Annotated in this window: 2 protein-coding genes; one reads left to right on the forward strand and one right to left on the reverse strand. The window is 46.1% G+C overall.

The window, feature by feature from the left end; genetic code table 11:
- The first annotated feature begins 203 nt into the window (after positions 1-203).
- Positions 204-674: a CBS domain-containing protein gene (locus TY10_RS10350; RefSeq protein ID WP_042162971.1), complete on the forward strand. Its 471-nt coding sequence runs from the start codon at positions 204-206 to the stop codon at positions 672-674.
- A gap of 137 nt (positions 675-811) precedes the next feature.
- Here TY10_RS10350 and TY10_RS10355 read toward each other — a convergent pair whose 3' ends face one another.
- On the reverse strand, positions 812-1,321 hold the full coding sequence (locus tag TY10_RS10355) for a GNAT family N-acetyltransferase (RefSeq protein WP_042162973.1): 510 nt from the start codon (positions 1,319-1,321) through the stop codon (positions 812-814).
- Positions 1,322-1,418 lie beyond the last annotated feature (97 nt).

The following is a 1,418-nucleotide window of genomic DNA, read 5'->3' on the forward strand; positions in this document are numbered from 1 at the left end:
CCTTTGGCAAAAATCTAATGCAGCCCTTATTAGATAGGTTGCCAATCTATATTTTTATTATAAAACAACTTTACTACTAAAACAACTGGAATTAACCGTACTTGACAGCAGCAAAATTGAAGTTGACTAGCCCTGTGGGCTGTGCTATTTTACTCTACAATTACTTCTTCATTATTGAGGCCAATCACTGGGGAGGAACACCGATGCAGGCTCACGAGATCATGATCAGACAAGTCTACAAAGTGAAAGAATACGACCTCGTCAGGGATGTCGTTGAAAAATTCATCAAATATCAGATCAGCGGTCTGCCCATCGTGAATGACCGGAATGAGATTGTCGCGTACATCAGTGACGGGGATATTATGCGTTTCATCGGGAAGCATAAGGATCTGGTCATCAACAACTTCTACTACATGGCTATTCTGAGAGGCGATTACGATAAATTCGATGAACGCGCTTCCAAGCTGTTGGAGTCCAATGTCATGGACATTGCCAAACGGAAGGTCATTACTGTTGCCTGGAACGAGGAGATCGAGAATGTCGCCGCCCTGCTTGGTGAAAAGCATATTAAAAAGCTGCCCGTTGAGCGTAATGGCGTTCTGGTAGGGATCATTAGCCGCGGCGATGTGATCCGCAATGTTTTTAAAGAGAAGGATAAAGACAAACTTTGTTGACGTAAAAAAGCAACGCTCTTGCCGCTGCTGAGGCGGAAAAAGCGTTGTTTTCGATGTGGGATATTAATTTTATGCCTTGCCTTGCTTTAGGGCATGCTCTCAACTGGTTTTTAGTTGTTTTAGTTGTGGTCATAACCTTAACCGAAAAAAGCAGCCGGATATAACAATTCGCCTTTTGCACGGCTTAATGCCCCTTCGATAAGCTCATTCACCATAAAAACATCAGCCGGCACATCAAATTGCTTGAGCGTGAGTCCTGTCACTGGTTTGAAACCGAAACGCGGGTAATACGCCGGATGTCCGATCAGCAGTACAAGCCCGTGGCCCATTGCCCGGCATCTGTCTAGTCCTTCCTGCATTAACGCGCTGCCGATGCCTTGTTTTTGGTACGTTGGACTAACCGCCAGAGGTGCCAGCACCATAACTTCTTGCCGCAGCTCTTGATCAACCAAGGCTGCCCCGCTGATTAACAAGTGACCAACGATTTCTCCGCCCTGCTCCGCTACAATCGACAGCTCGGGCACAAAATTTTCCGACTTCCTAATCCTCTCCACCATCTGGGACTCCTCATCCTGATTGCCAAAAGCAGCATCATGCAGAGCATAAACGGCGTCATAGTCCTGCGGACTTTCTGTTCGAATGTTCAATTGCGGGCGGCCTCCTTCCAAAACCTTACTCCTATAATAAGGCTTATTCGGTTTCTATGTCATCTTGTGTTCTATACGGTTGTACGATAGTTCATCC

Origin of the sequence: Paenibacillus gorillae (genome assembly GCF_000513275.1) — a bacterium.
Classification (GTDB): Bacteria; Bacillota; Bacilli; order Paenibacillales; family Paenibacillaceae; genus Pristimantibacillus; species Pristimantibacillus gorillae.

Bases quoted from the DNA above. Each gene is read 5' to 3' on its own strand.
- TY10_RS10350 (WP_042162971.1), top strand. From the start codon at position 204: ATGCAGGCTCACGAGATCATGATCAGACAAGTCTACAAAGTGAAAGAA.